This is a genomic window from Luteococcus sp. H91, from assembly GCF_038433135.1.
Taxonomy (GTDB): domain Bacteria; phylum Actinomycetota; class Actinomycetes; order Propionibacteriales; family Propionibacteriaceae; genus Luteococcus.
This window is the reverse complement of record NZ_JBCDMV010000034.1, coordinates 13,616-31,178: the sequence shown is the minus strand read 5'-3', so window position 1 is coordinate 31,178 and position 17,563 is coordinate 13,616. Positions and strand designations below refer to the sequence as shown.

General features: G+C 66.9%; 17 protein-coding genes and 1 pseudogene. 4 read left to right on the top strand and 14 right to left on the bottom strand.

Going from position 1 to position 17,563, the window contains the following annotated elements; translation table 11 throughout:
• Nucleotides 1-101 precede the first annotated feature (101 nt).
• A pseudogene (locus AAEX57_RS15145) lies at nt 102-1,297 on the bottom strand (ISL3 family transposase); the annotation flags it as partial.
• Between the two features lie 525 nt (nt 1,298-1,822).
• On the opposite strand from AAEX57_RS15145, the gene AAEX57_RS15140 reads away from it, so the two are divergent.
• Nucleotides 1,823-2,290, top strand: a complete 468-nt coding sequence (locus AAEX57_RS15140) for a DUF2087 domain-containing protein (RefSeq protein WP_342093126.1) — start codon at nt 1,823-1,825, stop codon at nt 2,288-2,290.
• Here AAEX57_RS15140 and AAEX57_RS15135 read toward each other — a convergent pair.
• Nucleotides 2,287-3,069, bottom strand: a complete 783-nt coding sequence (locus AAEX57_RS15135) for a carbon-nitrogen hydrolase family protein (RefSeq protein WP_342093125.1) — start codon at nt 3,067-3,069, stop codon at nt 2,287-2,289. The two genes, AAEX57_RS15140 and AAEX57_RS15135, sit on opposite strands and share 4 nt — an antisense overlap.
• A gap of 81 nt (nt 3,070-3,150) precedes the next feature.
• Here AAEX57_RS15135 and AAEX57_RS15130 point away from each other — a divergent pair, with 81 nt between their 5' ends.
• Nucleotides 3,151-4,947, top strand: coding sequence for an ABC transporter ATP-binding protein (locus tag AAEX57_RS15130; RefSeq protein WP_342093124.1), 1,797 nt, complete (start codon nt 3,151-3,153; stop codon nt 4,945-4,947).
• Between the two features lie 10 nt (nt 4,948-4,957).
• Here AAEX57_RS15130 and AAEX57_RS15125 read toward each other — a convergent pair whose 3' ends face one another.
• From AAEX57_RS15125 to AAEX57_RS15100, 6 genes are all read right to left on the bottom strand, one after another.
• Nucleotides 4,958-5,344 (bottom strand): DUF3052 domain-containing protein, encoded by a 387-nt coding sequence (locus tag AAEX57_RS15125; RefSeq protein ID WP_342093123.1) that lies wholly within the window; start codon nt 5,342-5,344, stop codon nt 4,958-4,960.
• Nucleotides 5,345-5,565: 221 nt separating this feature from the next.
• Nucleotides 5,566-8,331, bottom strand: coding sequence for a pyruvate dehydrogenase (acetyl-transferring), homodimeric type (gene aceE / locus AAEX57_RS15120; protein ID WP_342093122.1), 2,766 nt, complete (start codon nt 8,329-8,331; stop codon nt 5,566-5,568).
• Nucleotides 8,332-8,460: 129 nt separating this feature from the next.
• The gene (locus AAEX57_RS15115; protein WP_342093121.1) at nt 8,461-9,300 is read right to left on the bottom strand and encodes a sulfurtransferase; all 840 of its coding nucleotides are present in this window, start codon (nt 9,298-9,300) and stop codon (nt 8,461-8,463) included.
• A complete protein-coding gene (locus tag AAEX57_RS15110) occupies nt 9,300-9,980 on the bottom strand; it encodes a thymidine kinase (protein ID WP_342093128.1) in 681 nt (226 codons plus the stop codon). Before AAEX57_RS15110 ends, AAEX57_RS15115 begins: the two co-directional genes overlap by 1 nt.
• A 48-nt stretch (nt 9,981-10,028) precedes the next feature.
• A complete protein-coding gene (locus tag AAEX57_RS15105) occupies nt 10,029-11,186 on the bottom strand; it encodes an alkaline phosphatase family protein (RefSeq protein WP_342093120.1) in 1,158 nt (385 codons plus the stop codon).
• On the bottom strand, nt 11,183-11,779 hold the full coding sequence (locus AAEX57_RS15100; RefSeq protein WP_342093119.1) for a DUF5998 family protein: 597 nt from the start codon (nt 11,777-11,779) through the stop codon (nt 11,183-11,185). Before AAEX57_RS15100 ends, AAEX57_RS15105 begins: the two co-directional genes overlap by 4 nt.
• A gap of 220 nt (nt 11,780-11,999) precedes the next feature.
• On the opposite strand from AAEX57_RS15100, the gene AAEX57_RS15095 reads away from it, so the two are divergent.
• Both AAEX57_RS15095 and AAEX57_RS15090 read left to right on the top strand, forming a co-directional pair.
• The gene (locus AAEX57_RS15095) at nt 12,000-12,857 is read left to right on the top strand and encodes an App1 family protein (RefSeq protein WP_342093127.1); all 858 of its coding nucleotides are present in this window, start codon (nt 12,000-12,002) and stop codon (nt 12,855-12,857) included.
• A 297-nt stretch (nt 12,858-13,154) separates the two neighbouring features.
• Complete coding sequence (locus AAEX57_RS15090) at nt 13,155-13,670, top strand: hypothetical protein (RefSeq protein ID WP_342093118.1); 516 nt, start codon at nt 13,155-13,157, stop codon at nt 13,668-13,670.
• A 49-nt stretch (nt 13,671-13,719) separates the two neighbouring features.
• On the opposite strand, the gene AAEX57_RS15085 is transcribed toward AAEX57_RS15090, so the two are convergent.
• From AAEX57_RS15085 to AAEX57_RS15060, 6 genes are all read right to left on the bottom strand, one after another.
• Complete coding sequence (locus AAEX57_RS15085; protein ID WP_342093117.1) at nt 13,720-13,971, bottom strand: hypothetical protein; 252 nt, start codon at nt 13,969-13,971, stop codon at nt 13,720-13,722.
• 103 nt (nt 13,972-14,074) lie between these two features.
• Entirely contained in the window at nt 14,075-14,341 is a 267-nt protein-coding gene (locus tag AAEX57_RS15080; protein WP_342093116.1) for a Txe/YoeB family addiction module toxin, read from the bottom strand.
• Nucleotides 14,338-14,580, bottom strand: a complete 243-nt coding sequence (locus AAEX57_RS15075; RefSeq protein WP_342093115.1) for a type II toxin-antitoxin system Phd/YefM family antitoxin — start codon at nt 14,578-14,580, stop codon at nt 14,338-14,340. The genes AAEX57_RS15080 and AAEX57_RS15075 overlap by 4 nt, the downstream gene beginning before the upstream one ends.
• Nucleotides 14,581-14,692: 112 nt before the next feature.
• Complete coding sequence (locus AAEX57_RS15070; protein WP_342093114.1) at nt 14,693-15,196, bottom strand: GNAT family N-acetyltransferase; 504 nt, start codon at nt 15,194-15,196, stop codon at nt 14,693-14,695.
• 352 nt (nt 15,197-15,548) lie between these two features.
• Nucleotides 15,549-15,875 (bottom strand): ribbon-helix-helix domain-containing protein, encoded by a 327-nt coding sequence (locus tag AAEX57_RS15065; protein WP_342093113.1) that lies wholly within the window; start codon nt 15,873-15,875, stop codon nt 15,549-15,551.
• 63 nt (nt 15,876-15,938) lie between these two features.
• Complete coding sequence (locus tag AAEX57_RS15060; RefSeq protein ID WP_342093112.1) at nt 15,939-17,144, bottom strand: DUF6297 family protein; 1,206 nt, start codon at nt 17,142-17,144, stop codon at nt 15,939-15,941.
• Between the last annotated feature and the right edge of the window lie 419 nt (nt 17,145-17,563).

Below are 17,563 nucleotides of genomic sequence, written 5' to 3'. Positions count from 1 at the left end.
CTCAACACGATCCTGGTCTTGGTCTCCGGACTGAACACCGGTGGTCGTCCCATGATCGGGTCCTCCTGCTCCCTAGACGCCGATCATGCCCTCATAACCGGCCTGCCAGAAAGCTTGACGCGGGACACGTTGCTGGAGCCGGTGTGGTCGAAGAACGCGAGGATGTCGTCACGGCGCTTGGTCAGGGTCCGGCCCAACTTGGCGACCTCGACCAGGCCGGTGGGGATGGGCTTGCCGAGCGCGTCGATGAGCTTGACCATGGCCTTCTTCCCCTCTGCCTTGGCGGTGGTGCGGTAGGCGGCGATCATGGTCTGGTAGACGCTCCACGTGGCTTCGACCTCGACATGCCGGTCATCGGCGAACAGCTCATCCAAGCGGTGGCATTGCTTGTCGGTCAACAGATCGGCGCCGGTGTGCAAGGTTCGGCGGGCTTGGTAGAGAGGGTGATGCTTGCGGCCTCGGCTGCCGTGGAGTTCGACCTGAATGCGACGACGGCAGACATCCATGGCATCGCCGGCCAGTCGGATCACGTGGAAGGGATCCATCACCGTGGTGGCCTTGGGGAGTTCTTCGACCGCGGCTGTTTTGAAGCCGGTGAAGCCGTCCATCGCGACGATGCGGATGCCGTCGCGCCAGGCTTGGGGTTGTTCGGACAGCCAGGTCTTGAACGCCTGCTTCGAGCGCCCCTCGACCATCGCCAACAACCTCGACGGCCCGGTGCCCATGGAGACTGGCGTGAGGTCGATGACCACGGTGACGTACTTGTCACCGCTGCCGGTGTGACGCCACACGTGCTCATCAACACCAACGACGCTCACGCCGTCGAGGCGCCCCGGCGTGTCAATGAGGAGTCGTCGACCTTCGGCCAGGACGGCGTCGTTGGCGGTGTTCCATGCCACGCCGAGCGCGGCAGCGATGCGGGTCATGGACAGGTGGTTGACCACCAACGCTTCCAGCGCCCACCGCAACGCCCCGCGAGACAAGCACGAACGCGGCGAAGCGGCGCCGGTGATGTTCTGGCGCCAGACGTGTCCGCAGCCGGTGCATTGGTAGCGGCGCAGCCGAACCTGGAGGGTGGTGGGACGCCAGCCGAACGGGACATGCGCCAGCTCGCGGACCACGCTGTCACGCGGTGATCCGTGACAGCCGCAACGATGGCACCAGGATCTGGTTCGAGCGGGCGGCAAGCCAGCAGGGCACGCTGGCTGGTCAGGTGCTGACCCACGACCCTCAGACCGAGGTCCTCAAGCTGGCAGAACGTGGTCAGGTCAGGCGTGGTGAAGATAGCGTGGTCCATGTCGAGGTCTTCTGGATGGCGAGCGTGAGAACTTCCATCATCAGGGGACCTCGACCCCTGTCACCAACCGGGTGCCGCTACCGACCTACACCCTCATCTGTGAAGAGCCACTTATCACCATGACCGTGGCAAGTACCCGATCAGTCAGCTGTGGGTCATTCTTCAGTGACGGAGTCGACTTGGAACAGATCGCCCTCAATCCGCCGCCATAGTGCGATGGGAGGCCGTCCCCCCGCGGAGCGGGGGCGCCTCCCATCTACATCAAATGATACCGCACTCGGGGCGCCCCGATGAGGGTAATTCCCATGGGCATGTGCGGAAGCAAGGTCCCCGGGGGGCATTTCACTTGGCCGGGCGCGCCGTCTGTGGCAGAGTGCTGCTGACGGCGCGCCTGACGCCGAGCCCCGCGAGGACCCCAGCTCCCGCGCCGTGGCGAAGGGGAGCAGATCCTCGGGTGCGTTGATCCTGTCGTCGTTCTTTGAACTGCGGTGCCGTGCTGGGGACGCGCTGCGCAGTGGGGAAGACATGACCAAGGACAGCGACTTCAAGCAACTGGTGCGCAAGCGGATGCGCGAAACTGGGCAGAACTACACCGCCGCTCATGCGGAGCTCGCAGGTGGACACCACCATGATGAGCGGTGGACACGGGCGCAATCCGAGCACCAGAAGGTGATCGACCGCTTCATTCGGCATGGTCGTCTCATGCAGTTCCCGGCCCGACGCAAGGCCCGCGCGTCCGTGCTGCTGCATCTGGTCTCGCTCTTCCAGGCCGGGACCACCTACCCGGAAGTTCGGGTCAACGAAGTGCTCAACACCGTCGTCGAGGACCACGCCTTCTGGCGTCGCGAACTGGTCAACTACGGCTACCTGCGACGCGACGCTGGTCAGTACTGGCTGGCCTCCGAGCCGCCGGTTCGCCCGCCACACATGGCGCAGGAGATCCCCGAATGGGAAGCGATCTGGCTGCCCGGTCACCTCCACGGCGAGAGCTAACGCAGGATCGGGACGGCCTCGCGGGCCTTGCCGACGGCAGCCAGATCCAGATCGACCACCAGCAGCTCCGGATCGTCCCCAGCCGCGGCCACCACTTCGCCCAGCGGCCCGGCCACCAGGGAATGCCCCACGCCGAGCGGCTTCTTGCCGCCGGTGTCCTGGGCGGCCTGGTCGCAGGCCAGCAGGTAGGCCTGGGCATCCATCGCGCGGGCGCGCGCCAGCAGCTCCCACTGCTCCACCTTGCGCGGCCCGTCATTCCACGACGCGGGCAGGCAGACCACGTCGGCCCCCTGCCTGCCCAGCTCGGTGAACTGGGCGGCGAAGCGCACGTCGTAGCAGATCGCCAGCCCGATCCGGATGCCCAGAGCCTCCACCACCACCGTCCGCTCCCCCGGCGCCACGGTCTTGGACTCACGGGTGGTGAAGGCGTCGTAGAGGTGGATCTTGTCGTAGTGCTTGTCCAAGCCTTTCCCGTCGGTGAGCAGCAGGGTGTTGTGCACCCGACCATCGTGGGCGGGGGTGAACATGCCCACCGCAAGCGCCACGCCCTGCCGACGGGCGATGCCACGCACCGCCGAGGCGAAGGGTCCGTCCAGCGGCTCCGCGACGGTCTTCGGGTTGACGGTGAAATTGGCCATGGTGGCCTCCGGGAAGACCACCAGCCGGGCACCTTGTTCCGCGGCCCGGGCCGCCTGCTCCCGGATCCGCTGCAGGTTCATCCCGGGGTCATCGCTGGAACTGATCTGCGCCAGGGCGACGCGCACGCTGCTCTCGTCCATGGCATGAGCCTATGTCAGGCTCGCGTAGACTGAGTTTGTCGTCGACAGATCGATGACAATCAATACATCTGGAGAATGTTCGTGCGCAGTCTTGTCCGCATCCTCGCCGCAGTCAAAGAACTGCGCTGGTACTACACCGGCATCATCATCTGCTCGGTGCTGACCGCCGCCACCGGCCTGGCAACGCCGTTCATCATCAAGGCCGCCACCGATGAGGTGGTCGCCAGCCTGCAGGGCCAGGGCCGCGGGATCGCGGTGGTGATCTGGCTGGCCGTGGCGCTGTTGGCCGCAGACCTGGCCAACACGCTGATCAGCAATGTCGGCGGCTACCTGGGCGACGTGATGGCCGCCCGGCTGCGCGCCCGGCTCAGCCAGCGCTACTTCCACAAGCTGCTCACGCTCCCCCAGCGCTACTACGACACGGCGCTGACCGGCACCATCATCAGCCGGCTGCAGCGCTCCATCACCGAGACGACGCAGTTCCTGCAGAGCTTCAGCAACAACTTCTTCCCGATGCTGCTCACCCTGGTGGCCTCGCTGGCGATCACCGCCTGGTACTCGCCGTGGATCTCGCTGCTGCTGCTGATCATCTTCCCCACCTACATGTGGCTGACGACGCTGACCAGCAAGAAGTGGCAGCGGCTGGAGGGCGAGAAGAACACCCACGTCGACATTGCGGGCGGCCGCTTCGCGGAGGTGATCGGCCAGATCCGCGTCGTGAAGTCCTTCGTCCAGGAGAAGCGCGAGCTCGCGACCTTCGGTGAGCACTACGACGCCACCGTCGGGCTCACGCAGCAGCAGTCGCGCTACTGGCACTCGATGGATGCCGCCCGACGCGGCGCGATGAACCTCATCTTCTTCGGCGTCTACGCCCTGATCTTCGTCCGCACCATGCAGGGCGCCTTCACCGTGGGCGTGATGGTGCTGCTGATCCAGCTGGTCAACCTGGCCAAGCAGCCGGCAATGATGATGAGCTACCTGGTGGACACCGCCCAGCGCGCCATCGCCGGTAGCCGGGACTACTTCCAGGTGATGGCCGAGCCGCAGGAACGCGACGCGCTGGCGGCACCCGTCGTGGCCGCGCCGCGGGTGCTGGATGCCGACGAGCCGATGATCCAGTTCGACGACGCCAGTTTCGGCTACGAGGACGGGCACGAGGTGCTGCACGACGTCAGCTTCGCGATCGGCCAGGGGGAGCGGGTGGCCTTCGTCGGGGAATCCGGCGGCGGCAAGACCACCCTGGTCAGTCTGCTGCTGGGGCTCTACGAGCTGGACCGCGGCCAGGTGCGGGTGGCAGGGCACGCCATCACCGAGACCCCCACCGAGCTGCTGCGCGGCAGCGTCGGCGTCGTCTTCCAGGACGCCAGCCTGTTCAGCGGCACCATCCGGGAGAACATCGCCTACGCCAACCCGCAGGCCACCGACGAGCAGATCCAGCAGGCCGCCCGGGAGGCCAATGCGCACGCCTTCATCATGGGCTTCGAGGACGGCTACGACACCCTGATCGGTGAGCGTGGCCTGAAGCTCTCCGGCGGGCAGAAGCAGCGGATCGCCGTCGCCCGGGCCATGCTGAAGGACGCGCCGATCCTGGTGCTCGACGAGGCCACCAGCGCGCTGGACTCCAAGAGTGAACGGCTGGTGCAGGAGGGTCTGGACCGGCTGATGCACGGCCGGACCAGCGTGATCATCGCGCACCGGTTGAGCACCATCGCGTCGGTGGACCGGGTCGTCACGCTGCGCGACGGCCGGGTGGACGAGATCGGCACCCCCGCCGAGTTGGCCACGACGGGCGGGATCTACGCCGAACTGCTCGCCCTGCAGGCTGCCGGCAGCAAGCGCGACCGCAAGAAGCTCAAGGAATTCGACATCACCGCGTGAGCGGGTCCGACTACTGCTTCTTGCCCTTGGGCCGCACGATCCGGTGGCCCTGCCAGTCCTTCGACAGGTTGGTGGGGCTGGTCAGTGCCAGGCCGGCGGTGCGGGCACCCTCGGCCAGGTCTGCCGGGTCCACGTAGCCGTCGCGTCCCACCTTGGGGGTCATCAGCCAGATCACGCCGCCCTTGGCCAGGTCGGTGAGGGAATCGACCAGTCCGTCGACCACGTCGCCGTCCTCGTCGCGCCACCACAGCAGCACCATGTCGACCGCCTCGATGGCTTCCTCGACCAGGTCCGCGTCGATGGCATCCATCATCGCGTTGCGCAGGTCTTCATCGACGTCGGAATCCCAGCCGATCTCCTGCACCACCATGCCCTCGCTGAGGCCCATCTGTGCCATCCGCAGGTCTTCGTTCGTGCGCCCCGGCTGCGCCGCGGTTTCCACCGTCAATTCCCACTTTCCTGCCCGGCCGGGCTGGTCCCGGCGCCTTTGTTGGTGACAAGACTGCCAGATCGGCCGGTGAAGGTGCCAGCGCCCCCTCCAAGTCTGGAGAAACACGACGGTGCCCGCCTCCCCTGCTCGGGGAGGCGGGCACCGTCAGGCCAGTCCGCCCAGCTGGTTCAGGCGTCGCCCCCCGCATTGCCGGAGGTGCCGGCGTTCACGTCCAGCAGGTTGTACTTCTGCGCGGCCTGCAAGGGCCACTCGGCGGGAACCTCGCCCTTGGCGGCCAGCTGCTGCAGCGCCCGCACGGCGATCGAGGGTCCGTCGATGTGGAAGAAGCGACGCGCCGCCTGACGGGTGTCAGAGAAGCCGAAGCCGTCCGCGCCCAGGCTGGTGAAGTCACCGGGCACCCAGTTGGAGATCTGGTCCTGCACCTGGCGCATGTAGTCGCTGACGGCGACCACCGGGCCGGGGCGTCCCTCCAGGCGCTGGGTGACATAGGGCACCCGCTTGTCCTGGTCGGGGTGCAGGAAGTTGTGCTCGTCGCAGGCCAGGCCGTCGTGGCGCAGCTCGCCCCAGCTGGTGACGCTCCACACGTCGGCCACCACGCCGAAGTCCTTCTTCAGCAGCTCCTGCGCCTCGAGGGCCCACGGCACGCCGACGCCCGAGGCGAGCAGCTGCGCCCGACGAGCATCCTCGCCGACGCCCTCGAAGGAGCCCTCCTTGAGCAGGTACATCCCCTTGACGATGCCCTCGGCGTCGATGTCCTCCGGCTCCTTGGGCATCACGATCGGCTCGTTGTAGACCGTCAGGTAGTAGATGACGTCATTCGGGTCGTCGCCGTACATCTCCTCAAGACCGTGCTTGACGATGTGCGCGATCTCGTAGGCGTAGGCCGGGTCATAGGCCTTCACCGCGGTATTGGTGGCGGCCAGCAGCGGGCTGTGCCCGTCCATGTGCTGGGTACCCTCACCGGTCAGGGTGGTGCGGCCGGCGGTGGCGCCGATCAGGAAGCCCCGGCCCAGCTGGTCGGCGGCCGCCCAGATGGAGTCGCCGGTGCGCTGGAAGCCGAACATCGAGTAGAAGATGTAGATCGGCACCATCGGCACGCCATGGGTGGAGTAGCTGGTGGCAGCCGCCGTGAAGGCGCCCACCGAACCGGCCTCGTTGATGCCCATGTGCAGGATCTGACCGTTGGTGGCCTCCCGGTAGCTGAGCATCAGCTCGTGGTCCACCGGGGTGTAGTTCTGGCCATTGGGGTTGTAGATCTTGATCGTCGGGAAGAACGAGTCCATGCCGAAGGTGCGGGCCTCGTCGGGGATGATCGGCACCACGTGCGGCGCAAACTCCTTGTCCCGCATCAGGTCCTTCAGCAACCGGACGAAGGCCATGGTGGTGGCGATCTGCTGGTTTCCGGAACCCTTCTTCACCCCCGCGTAGGCCTTCTCCTCCGGCAGCTTGAGCTGCTTCTTGGGGGTGTGGCGACGCTCGGGGATGTAGCCCCCCAGCTCACGGCGGCGCTCCAGCATGTACTTGATCCGCGGATCCTCCGGACCCGGGTTGATGTACGGCGGCTGATAGGGGTTCTCCTCCAGCTGGGCGTCGGTGATCGGCATCTGCAGCCGGTCGCGGAAGCCCTTCAGGTCATCCAGCGCCATCTTCTTCATCTGGTGCGTGGCATTGCGGCCGGCGAAGTGGGTGCCCAGGAAGTAGCCCTTGATGGTCTGGGCCAGGATCACGGTGGGCGCGCCGGTGAACTCGGTGGCGCTCTTGTAGGCGGCGTAGACCTTCTGGTAGTCGTGGCCGCCGCGCTTCAGGTTCCAGACCTGGTCGTCGGACCAGTCGGCCACCATCGCCGCGGTGCGGGGATCGCGACCGAAGAAGTGCTCACGGACGTAGGCGCCGTCATTGGCCTTGAAGGTCTGGTAGTCGCCGTCGGGCGTGGCATTCATCAGGTTGACCAGGGCACCGTCGGTGTCATTGGCCAGCAGCTGGTCCCACTCGCGTCCCCAGATCACCTTGATCACATTCCAGCCAGCGCCGCGGAAGAAGGCCTCCAGCTCCTGGATGATCTTGCCGTTGCCGCGCACCGGGCCGTCGAGCCGCTGCAGGTTGCAGTTGACGACGAAGGTCAGGTTGTCCAGGTTCTCGTTGGCGGCCAGCTGCAGGATGCCGCGCGACTCGGGCTCGTCCATCTCGCCGTCGCCCAGGAAGGCCCAGACGCGCTGGTCGGAGGTGTCCTTGATGCCACGGTTGTGCAGGTAGCGGTTGAACTGCGCCTGGTAGATGGCATTCATCGGGCCGATGCCCATGCTCACCGTCGGGAACTGCCAGAAGTTGGCGAGCTGACGCGGGTGCGGGTAGCTGGGCAGGGCGCGCAGCTGGCCGTCGACGACGTGGCTCTTCTCCTGGCGGAAGCCGTCCAGATCGGTCTCGGAGAGGCGACCCTCCAGGAAGGCGCGGGCGTACATGCCGGGGCTGGCGTGGCCCTGGAAGAAGATCTGGTCGCCACCACCGGGGTGGTCCTGGCCGCGCCAGAAGTGGTTCAGGCCCACCTCGTAGAGGGTCGCAGCCGAGGCATAGGAGGCGATGTGGCCACCGACGCCGATGCCGGGGCGCTGGGCGCGGTGCACCGTCATGGCGGCATTCCAGCGCAGCAGGCGGCGGTAGCCGCGCTCCAGGGTCTCGTCGCCCGGGTAGGCCGGCTCACTGGCGGCCGGGATGGTGTTCACATAGTCGGTGCTGGTCAGCGACGGCACGCCGATCTGGCGCTCGCGGGAACGCTCCAGCAGCTTCAGCATGACGTAGCGAGCGCGGTTGCGACCCCCCTCGTCGATGATGCCGTCGAGGGACTCGAGCCACTCGGAGGTCTCCTGCGGATCGGTGTCCGGCAGGTTGGTCGGCAGGCCGTTGATGATCGGGCCGGGTTCCTCGCGTGGGATCACGCTGCGTCCTTTCTCGTCGCTCGACGCGGGCCTGGGCCGGGCGTCTGTTCCATCTTCCACCGGGAGCAACAATTTGTCACTGCGGCGGCATTGCAAAACAGTGGGGAAGCTGGTTCGGCTCCCAGTTTGTCAGGTCGGCGAAGCTCCGGTCACCACCGGGTGTTCCGGGTCGGTGATCCAGTCGGACCAGGAGCCGGGGTAGATCGCCACCGCGGAGGTGCCTGCCGCCTCACAGGCCAACGCAACCTGACTTGCGGTCAGACCCGATCCGCAGCTCACCACATCACCCGGCCGCACCTGGGCAAGGACGCGCCGCAGTTCCGCGACCGGCAGAAAACCGCCCTCAGGTGACATCAGCCGCGACGCCGGCAGGTTCTGGGCACCGGGGATGTGCCCGGCCACCGGGTCAATCGGCTCAGCCTCCCCCCGGTAGCGCTCCGGGGCGCGCACGTCGAAGAGCTGCCGCCCTCGGCGAAGTTCGTCGGGCAGCGCGTCGGCGTCGACGGTGGGCATCCTGCCGGGGCCGGCGACGAAGTCCCCGTCACCGGCCGGGGCGGGTTCGGTGGTGACCTCTCCCCCGCCGGCCAGCCAGGCCGCCATTCCACCGTCGAGCACGCGGACATAATCCTGGCCGTGGTGACGCAGCAGCCACCACAACCGACCGGCGGCCAGCATGCTGCCCTGGTCCAGCACCACCACGACGCCCGTCCGGGTGACGCCGCAACGGCGCATTGCGCTCTGGAAGTCCGCAGCCGACGGCAGCGGGTGCCGCCCTCCGCGCCCGTCGGGGCGGTGGGCGGACAGCTCGGTCTCCACGTCGACGAAGTGCGCGCCGGGCACGTGACCCGCGTCGTACTGCTCGCGGCCCCAGCCGGGCTGGCCCAGCTGGTAGTGCACGTCCAGCACCACGGGCGGGGTTGGCCCGCCCAGCAGCTCGGCCAGCTCCGGCGCACTGATCAGTGGATTCATCACGGCTCCTGCCTGTCCGCGGAGGGATTGTCGAAGGGCAGCTGGTCGGGGTGCAGCTCCTGGCCGGAGCGCGCCTTGGTCAGCTGCTGGCGGTGGTGCTTGCGGCACAGCACCTCATAGCGGATGGTGGGCTGTGGGCCGGTGTGGGTGCCGGCGACGTCACCGACGGCCACCTGACTGCCCTCGGTCACCATCACCCCGTCGACGGTGCGGGCATTGTGGGTGGCGCGCTCACCGCACCAGCACAGCGGTTGCACCTGCAGCTGTTCCACGCGGTCGGCCAGTTCCACCAACCGCTTGGAGCCCGGGAACATCTCGGTGCGGAAATCGGAGAGGATGCCGAAGGCGAAGACGTCGATGCCGAGCTCGTCGACGATCCGGGCCAGTTCGTCGATCTGTCCGGGGACGAAGAACTGGGTCTCGTCGCAGATGACGTAGTCCAGCCGCCCACCGGCGGTGAGGTGGGAGATCACATGCGCCCAGAAGTTGAACTCGTCGTCCACCTCGATCGCGGCCCGGGAGAGCCCGATCCGGCTGGTGATCACCGCCTCCCCGGCGCGATCGAAGCGGGTGAAGAGCTGCCCTACCCGGTCGTGAGTGCTCTGGGTGTAGTCCATCTGCAGGGCCAGGGTGGATTTGCCACAGTCCATCGGCCCGGTGAAGAAGACCAGCTCAGCCACACCCATTCCCCCTTGTCACAGTCATTCCCTTGGCCGGTTGACATCCTGTCACCAGCTGGCCGGATGGTCCACCAGCAGCGGCACCGTCATCTCGCGCGCGGTCAGGGAACCGTGCTGGCCCACCAGTGAGAGCTCCCGTTCCAGGGCGCGGGACATCACGGCCCAGTCCTCCCGCATCGCCACCAGCACGTCGCCGAAGCGGCCGCGCAGGCTGGCGTCGACCGGTCCGAACCAGCCGTCCCCGATCGCCTCGTCGCGGGTGGCCACCACCGCGCGCTCCCCCAGCTCGGTTGCCCAGCGGCGGGCCACCTTCTGCGACCCGCCATCCTCGGCATTGGCCACCCACAGCTGGCGCAGCCGACCCTCGCCGGCCAACAGCTCCACCCCGCGCAACAGCGACGGGTGGTCCTCCACCAAGATGTGCCGCTCGGCGGGGACGTCGATCATGCCATGGTCGCCGGTGACCAACAGGCAGACGTCGTCGTCCAGCGCGTCGCGCAGCCTCCCGGCGAAGTCATCGACGCTGGTCAGGGTGTCCAACCAGGCCTGGGAGGCGACGCCCTGGCCATGGCCGGTGTGGTCCAGCGATCGTTCATAGACATAGACCAAGCTGCGTTCCCCACGGCGGCTCGCCTCGACGGTCAACCGGATGCGCTCGTCGGCCTGGGCCTCGTCGCAGCCACGGAAATCCGGGCCGCGCAGCGCCGCGCAGGTCAGCCCGGAGCCCTCGAAGCGGGCCGGTGCGACGGTACCGACGGCGACGCCCGCTGCGGCCGCCCGCTCGAACATGGTGTCCTTCGGCTGGAAGGCGACCGGATCGTCCGGGCCGCCCTCCCAGGTCAGCGCATTCATCGCATGGCTGCCGGTCGGATCCAGGAAGGCGTAGCCGGCCATGCCGTGCTCGCCGGGGGTCAGACCAGTACCCAGGCAGGTGAGCGAGGTGGCGGTGGTGGACGGCACGCCGCTGGTCAGGGTGATCGCGTCGCCGAAGACCTCCGCGAAGTACTCGGTGTGCCGCAGCGACGCCTGCAGCAGGTGGTGCCCCAGGCCGTCCACCAGCAGCAGCACATAGCGCTGGGCCGACGGCAGCCCCAGCGGCTCGTCGAGACAGCCGGGCACGCCCAGGTGGGCGCCGATGGCGGGCAGCAGGTCGCTCAGCGTCGAGCGCCCGTAGCGGGGCAGGACGAAGTCGTCGGGCAGGATCATTGCGCTCGGCCGGTCAGCCGCTGCAGGCCGGTTGCGAAGTCCACCAGTCGGGTCACCTTGTCCGCACCGTCGGCGGCGGCGCTCATCCTGATGGTGATGTCGTCGCCCACCATGTTGCCGGTGTAGCCGTGGTCGGCCTCGCAGGTGGGATCGGCGCAGCTGGCGGGTTCCAGATCCAGCCGACGCATGGTGCCCCACCCCAGCGTCAGCCAGGTCTCGATCACCTGCGACTGCTCGGTGCCGTAGTGCTGAGGTGCGGAGACCGACCGCGACAGGGAGACCTGGCCGAGATTGCTCAGCGGCATCGCCTCGCAGGAGGTGATCGCCTGCCCGGCCGGGGTGGGTCGCCCGAGCGCGTCCGTCGCCGGACCGTCGTCGGTGTGCACCACCAGCAGCCGGCTCTGGGTGACCACGATCACCGTGACATGGCGGGAGATCTGGTCATTGGCAAAGCTCGCCTCGTGATGCACCAGGTGGCTGACCACCCGCTCGTCGCCCAGCGCCAGCGCCACGGAGTCCGCGATGAACTCGGGAAAGTAGCCGCAGTCGTCGATCTCACGGCGCAGGTCGGTGGGCAGGCTGACGGGATTCACCCGCCCATGCTCCCATGTCGGTACAGTTCGTCGCATGTCGACCAGACCGTTCATCGGGGCACGCGCCGAGGAATTCCTGATCCGACGAGTGAACTCACAGCTGGAGAAGTCCCACTGGCGCCCAAGCGTGATCCCCTACATGGGCTACGGCACCAGCAGCCATGTGCGGGTGCTCGCCCGCGTCGTGCTGCGCCCCGCGCAGCCGCAGACCCAGCTGGGCATGGCGGCGGACTCCTTCCTCAGCCAGCGCGGTTGGCGAAATTTCGTCGCCGCCCCCGTGCCGCGCGCCGAGGTGACCGTGCAACTGCACGGCTCCAGCGTGGACGTGCGGGCGGATCGCAGCGGCTATGTGGATGTCCGGCTGGCGATGGAGGGGCTGGAACCGGGCCAGCACGAGGCGGAGATCATCACCCGCGACGGCCGGGTGAAGAAGGCGCCGATCCAGGTGGTCTCCAGCGAGGAGACCTTCGGGCTGGTCAGCGACCTGGATGACACGGTGATCTCCACCTCCCTGCCGCGACTGTTCATCGCGGCCTGGAATTCCTTCGTCGTCACGGAGGAGGGACGACGGGCGGTGCCCGGAATGGCCCGGATGTACCAGCAGCTCTTGGCGGAGCATCCCGGCGCCCCGGTGATCTACGTCTCGACGGGCTCCTGGAACACCCACGCCTTCCTGAACCGCTTCCTGGAGCGGCACGGCTTCCCGCGCGGCGCGATGCTGCTGACCGACTGGGGCCCCACCAATACCGGCTGGTTCCGCAGCGGCCCCGATCACAAGCGCCAGTCGCTGCGCGAGCTGGCCCGCGACTTCCCCAACGTGAAGTGGGTGCTGGTGGGCGACGACGGCCAGCACGATCCCAGCCTGTACGGGGAGTTCGCCGAGCTGCAGCCCGACCGGGTGCGCGCCATCGCGATCCGCGAGCTGTCGATGACCGAGCAGGTGCTGGCGCACGGCTCCACCACGGTGCTGCGCGACGACGACCACGTCACCTGGAGCCCGGAGACCGCGCCGGTGGTGCAGGCCCCCGACGGCGACGCCCTGTGGCCCCTGCTCCAAGGTGTGCTGCAGGAGCAGTGACATGCCGGAGGATCTGAACCCAGCCGACCTGCAACGAAGCTTGCCACCCGAGGTGTATCGGGCGGTCAACAGAATGGGTCGGGAGTTCGGCTGGAAGGTCCGCAAGCAGGGCCACGGGTATCGCCTCTACTGCCCGTGTCCTCGCTCCGCGGGTGGCCGAGGAATTCCGATTCCCAGCACACCGGCCAATCCCGGGAACACCGCCAAGCGACTGCTGCGCAATCTCGAGCATTGCCCCGATACTCATGAGCTGTTCCGTAGGCTGTTTCACATCGGAAACAGAGTTAGGGGGTGTCCATGACGTTCTACGAGTTCATCGTTGCAACAGACCCGCTGAACGAGCGAACCGAAGGCGCGGTGCTCGATTCGCTGGACGCCAGCATCGGCGGCCATGGCCCGATCACCGAGATCATCCTCACCGCTGAGGGCAGCTCCGCTGAACTAGCCTTTCGAGGCGCCGTCCACCAGCTGGAAGCCCTGGGGGTCCGAGTGCGTGAGCTACGCCCCGATCTGGTCAACCGTAAGGCCATCGCCCTGCGCAGTGGTCGCACTCCGCAAGGCGTTGGCCTATGGATTCGCGGCGAACGGCACCGCCTGAAGCCATTCCCGGAACCTTTCAATCTGGCCGGTGGCGGCCTGTGGCTCTGGGGCGAGGTGAACGCCTGGCTCCGCGAACAAGGCGAAGCAGTCGATGATCTCGCACTGCCAACCCGAGCCGATCACGTACGGTGCGCGATGTGGCTGCTGGACCGCGTCGATTCCGGGGCGCACGACCGCGAGGAGGCACCACTTGAGGTGCTCCGACGCCCCTGACCCAGCCGGCTGTTGAGCCGGATTCTTGCCCGTTTGACAGCCGAGGACGTCAAGCGATCTTCTCTGCATCCAGTCGATCGAGGATCCACGAGCGAACCAATGTCGACGCCGGGAGATGTCGCGCTGCTGCTGCGGACTCCACCCGGCCCTGTTCCTGTTCCTGTTCACTGAGCCTCACGGAGTACACCTTCGGGCGGTTCGGCCGCGCCGGCCGAGTGCCGCCCGGGTAGTCATCGTCGCGGGTTACCTCGGACTCTGCGCGCAGGCGTGCTGCAAGCTCACGATCCATCGCCTTGGCCATGGCTGGTCTCCTCCGGTAGAGCCTCAGGTCGGCGCCGGTCGCCGGCCATGCGTTGATCAGATGCGTCTGATGTGCGGGAATGCACGCTTCTCGCTACGGCGCATCACTCGTAGTGAGTCCACATCCACAGCACGTGCACGACATGCTCTTCCGGCAGTACCTCGTAGACGAGGCGGCGCTGGATGTTGATCCGGCGCGAATAGCATCCCGCCAGGTCGCCGACGAGCTTCTCGTAGCGTGGCGGTGTCGCGAAGGGGTCCTCGGCGATCACGTCGAGCAGCGCCTTCGCCTTCGGCTTCAGTCCGGACGAGGCGAGCTTCCTTGCATCCTTCTGTGCCTGTCGTGAGTAGACGATCCGCCAGGTGCTCACCAGTCGAGCTCTTCCGAACCGGCCTCGATACCCTCGTCGCGGGACGCACGAATGGAGGCCGCAAGACCGGGCACGGATGCGAGGTAGATCGTCTCCTGGATCGCCCGCCAGTCATCCTCGCCGATGAGCACGGCGTTGCCCCGCTGGCCGGTGATGGTCAGCGGTTCGGACTCCTCGTTGACCTGGTCAATGAGGCGGTAGAGGTTCGCTCGAGCGGTGGTGGCAGGAACAGCGGTCATAACTCAAGCGTACGTCAAGACGTACGCATGTCAACCATCCCTACAAACAACCGACTCTCGGCATGATCTGTGCTCACACACCCGCGACGTCAGCGGCAAGAGCGGGTGTTGATCAGTGCTTGTTCAGCTTCATCTCGATGAAGTCGTAGGTGCCGCCGTTGGTGGGCTGCGTGTACGACCGGACGGCGGTGAAGCCGACTGCTTCGTAAACCTTGATTGCTCGCTGATTGAAGGCCGCAACGCTGAGCATGACCGGTCGCTGCGCGAGCCCTTCTTCTTCCAAAAGGGCCAAGGCGGCGTGCATGAAGGCGAGGCCCCGGCCGCCTCCTGTCAGGTCGGGGCGGAGACCAAGGCTGATTACGCAGCGACCGTCATCGCGTGTGTCTGCCGTGAAGAAGCCCACGATGTCGTCGCCGTGATGGACCTGCCAGAACCGGTCGGGCCATTGGGCAGGAGTGATGAACTCTTCGTAGTCCTCCATGTCCGCCGTGGCGTCATAGAAGTCGTATGGCGCGGGGTACTTCCAGTGGTCAGCGATCATCTGGGCCACATCAGCGGTCATCGGGGTGAAGGTCAGCGGCTGGCTCCAGCCGTTGGATTCCGCGGAGTTGGACATGCAACGAGTGTGGCGGCCCGCCGGTGCAGCAGCAACGCAATTCTCGTCAAGCCGGGGTGGCCGATGTGGGTGATTAACATCAAGGACTTGCGCGAGACCAGCGGCAGTCGTGCGTCAGGGCAACAGATCCCAGAACTGCTTGCGCGCTGGCATGGCGTGGATGACCAGCTCGTTGCCGCTCTCAAACACGAGCACGACGGTTTCCAGCAGGTGACCCGCGTGTCGAAGCCGAGCCGCAGCTCTCGGTGGGGCCAGTCGTCGTCCTCCAGAGGCTCGACCCATTGCGCCCAGTAGGCCGCTTGGATGGCGTCCTCGTCGTCTACGCCATGCTTGCGGGCGCTCGGATGGACGTTCACGCGGCGAACTGGGCAAGGGCGCGACGAATGGCCTCGGATCGGCTCACCTGATCCCGCGTGGCGATCGCGTCCAGCGCCTCGATCTCATCTGCGCTCAACCGGACGGCGACGACCTGCATTGGTTCTGCGCCCCGACCGGGGCGACCGCGACCGCGACGCTTCAATGCCTCGACGTCGTAGCCAGCCTCTGCTTCATCTGCCCACGCCTGGATCTGGGCATCGTCGATCTCGTCCTCGCGCATGTGAAAATCGTAAACGAAAATGGCGATTGGCGACAGGTCTGGCTGCGACACATCCTCAATTCGGCAGATGATCGATGTCACGCGCCTCCAGCCTTACCCGTGAAGGGGGGGCTCGGTCAGCGGCGGGAGGAACGTCGGTTTGGACTAGAGCACGCTTGCCACCGTCGCGATGATCACGACGACGTCCCACCCGCGCAGCAGGGTGAGGGCGGCGCCTGCCGGCACGGCTCCCGCTTCGGTCATGACCAGTCCACTGGAGAAATCCGGAGCGGCCGTGTCACTCATCCGCCAGGCCCCCAACAAGGCCGAGCCGTTCACGACGGCAGCCATGGCCACCGCCCAGACGGCGGGACGGCCACCGGCCGTCATGAGAGCGGCCAGGATGAGGACATTGACTGCCACGACAGCTATGGCTCCAGCGCAACTGGCAAGTTCCCAGCTTCGGCCGACCGGGAGATTTCTGCGAGCTCCCGCAGACAGCCGCATGGTCCGACGCATCGTCATCACCGCCGTGAGTGCAACCATCAGACCAGCGCCAGCCCACGGTACTGAGGCCGGCGCCGCAATACTGGCAAACAGGCAGCATCCATCGACAACGGCGACCCAGACGAGCAGCAGCCACGGTTGCCTGTTGACCAGGCGCCGCATGTCCATCTGAGCCAGCCAGAGGCGGCCGTGTCCGGCCGCGCGGATCCGTCGCCGAGGTGCCCGGACAGTTCGACGAACGATGAGGTCCACGACCAGGCCTTGGTCCGCTCCAGTCACACTGCCGCGCAGCGCTGCAGCAGCACCGGCGGCCCGGCCCAGGTCATGACGAGACATCTGACCCAAGCGACACCATGCCACCACCCCACACACAAGGATCACGATGCCCATCGCCGCAGCCGCCAGAGCACCACTCCCCTCCACCACCACGAGGGCGACGATGGCGACCAGGACTCCCGCCAGTGGTGGCCAGCGAGTGCCCTGTTGAGTCAGCAGGACGAGAATCGACGCGACGCCTGGAGCAAGGACAACGACCAAGATCCACGCGGGCTCCGGGCTGACCAGCGCCCAAACCGACGCTCCCAACACGGCACCCGCGACAACCGTCACCAGCGCCAATCGCCAGAAGGGTTGGTGCAACAACTCGCCGCGGTCCAGCCTGCTTGACAGGATCCAGGAGACCTCGGCGCCGCTGACGGACAGGGGGCCGAAGACCCATGCCAGGAAGGCTCCAGCCGCCAGGATGGCCGACAGGAGGGCTGACATCGCCAGCGGGACAAGCGACGGTGTCAGCAAGATGATCGGCACCGCCACCCGGCTGGCTGCCGAGACGGCCATGGCACCGCCAAGAATGAGCGCGAACACGATGACATACCACTCCGACGCGCTGCGAGACTTCCCCCGCTGGTGCGATCGCACCCAACCGCGAACCTCTGGGACGCTGGACAACGAACTCATTCAGACACGATATGCACATCGCGTCCGCACGCACTCGTGGACCCAGCTTTGGTTCCGGCGGATGTTGATGCCTCACGAGGAGCCGGACTCGGCGGCGTTGAAGGCTCGGTATTGGCGACAGGAAATGGCCACAGTTGAGCGCCTGACTTCGCGCCACAGGTCGCGTCCGTCGATGATTCCCTGAGCGCGCGGAGTGTCACCCGGCGTCGCGAAGTGCAGAGCGACCGGGGTGTCCGTGTACGGAGAGAGCGGCACCACCGCTTCGGCGCGCCTGATTCGTCGCGACGCGCCGGATCAGGGACAATGTGGGGTCCGTTGATTGAAGG